This is a genomic window from Cytophagia bacterium CHB2 (assembly GCA_030263535.1).
Classification (GTDB): domain Bacteria; phylum Zhuqueibacterota; class Zhuqueibacteria; order Zhuqueibacterales; family Zhuqueibacteraceae; genus Coneutiohabitans.
In genome coordinates, this window is the sequence record SZPB01000652.1 from 1 (window position 1) to 1,829 (window position 1,829).

The 1,829-nt window shown below is 54.9% G+C and carries 1 protein-coding gene; it reads right to left on the minus strand.

The features are described from left to right. Positions 1–1,692, minus strand: a 1,692-nt coding sequence (locus FBQ85_29885) for a hypothetical protein (GenBank protein ID MDL1879342.1), incomplete at its 3' end; no start/stop codon positions are given. Positions 1,693–1,829 lie beyond the last annotated feature (137 nt).

Sequence of the window (1,829 nt, forward strand, 5' to 3'; positions counted from 1 at the left end):
TTCAAGCACGGTGAATCTGATCGGTGAAGTGGTATTGTTCTCTTCATTTTGTTCAGGAATCACCAGGGTTTGATCCAAAACCAGGCTGAACAAGAATAATCCCGGCTCGAACTTGCCGAGGTTGACGCGATACTCCTGCGTTTCACCGGGCAGCAGCAGCGGCGTTTCTAGCGGAATGATGGTGGTGAATTGCTGCGTCGTTTGGCTGAACACGCGCGCGACCAGAGAGGAGGCTGCTGCGGGCGCGCGGCCGCGATTGCGGATGAGGAAGCGCGCCATGATCGAATCCGCGCGCGTCGGATCGACATTCACAATCTCCAGTGTGTCTGCGCTTAAATCCGGCAGCACGAATTGCGTGATGTTACCCGTGATGCGCGGAAATTCGGAATTGGGTTGGCGATCTGTGCCGTCAAAGACCGAAGCAATGTTGCCGTAACGCGAGGCGGCGAGTTCGAGCGCGATGCGCTTGCGTGAGGAATCGTTGGGGGTCTTGCCCAGTTGTTGCAGCTCGGAAACCGGTGTGCCGAACCGATCGAAGAACCGGCTGTACACCAGATTGAAGTCCTTTTCGGTCGTATCCAACGCTGACCACTGCGCGTTGAAACGATCGTTGTCTATAGCGATAATCGCGGCCTGCGAGGGCGCAGTCTCACCGGCCGAGCCTTCTGCAAGGGACATGAGCGCATCAAGCGGTTGCGCATTTAGATCAAAGCGGCGCGCCAGCAAACGCGCGCCGGCCGGCGTTTCATACCACTGCACGATTATTTCCTCGGCCGTCAGAAACGTCAAGCTCGGTAAGGAAACATTGCGTTCGGCGATCGCGGCGGCGGGCGTGCGCACGGTCACGGCATCATCAAACAAGCAGAGATAAACACGATCGAGGTTATCTTCCACAACTTTCCAGGTTGCGGCAATCAAACCGTTTGAAGAAGCCGCAAGATCGAGTTTCTCCTCGTTCACAAAACGCGATGATATGCCTTGATACAGCGGAAAACTTTCACTTAACGGAAGGCCATTGCCGTTGAAGTAGCGCGCCATCACCCGCACCGGCAACTCGAGCGAGGCCAGTGCAGGTTCGAACCATGCCACCAAGACACGCCCTTTCACATCGACCACGAGGCGCGGCCCCAATGCGCCGCCCTGCGGCTTTTCGCGAATGAAGAATTTCTCTGAGATCGGCTTCAAATCATGGTTGAAAATTCGCGCTACGATTTCGGCAGTCTCGCTGCGCAGCGATTGTTCCTGCCACACCACCCATAACGAATCGCCCGGCGTAAATACGAAATGCGGTTGCGCGACTGTGATCGTATCGCTGGCCACGGCTACAGATATGATGCCGCGGGCCGTTGGCCGGCCAATCGCATCGAATTGCCGCAGCAAAATCATGCTGCGCCCTTTATCCTCTGCCTGCCAAACGAATGTCACGTTCTCGTTTCGATCAAAAGCCAACGAGGGTGAACTGGCAGACTCTGTGCGCGGCAGCTCGTCAACAGCAAAATTGAAGCTGGCCGTGTCGCCGCTGGTGATTTGGCTGAAGGCGGTGGGCGCCAGAGCAAAACATATCAGACCGCATAACCACCCGCGTGCGAACAATCCTTTTTGTTTGTGAATCGTATGTGGCATCTGCTTTTGCAATTGGGAAGTTTCAGTTCGCGGCGATTTTGTTGTCTTTAGATCGTGCACATTTTCCATTTTGAATTACGACATTTCAACGAGGCCAGTATTCTGCTACCTTACAGCGTTTTTCATTTGGATGAACAGAGTTTGTAGTCCCCGCCCCTTGTGGGCGGCTGTTGAAGCCATGAAATTCGCGGTTGCAACAATGCCCC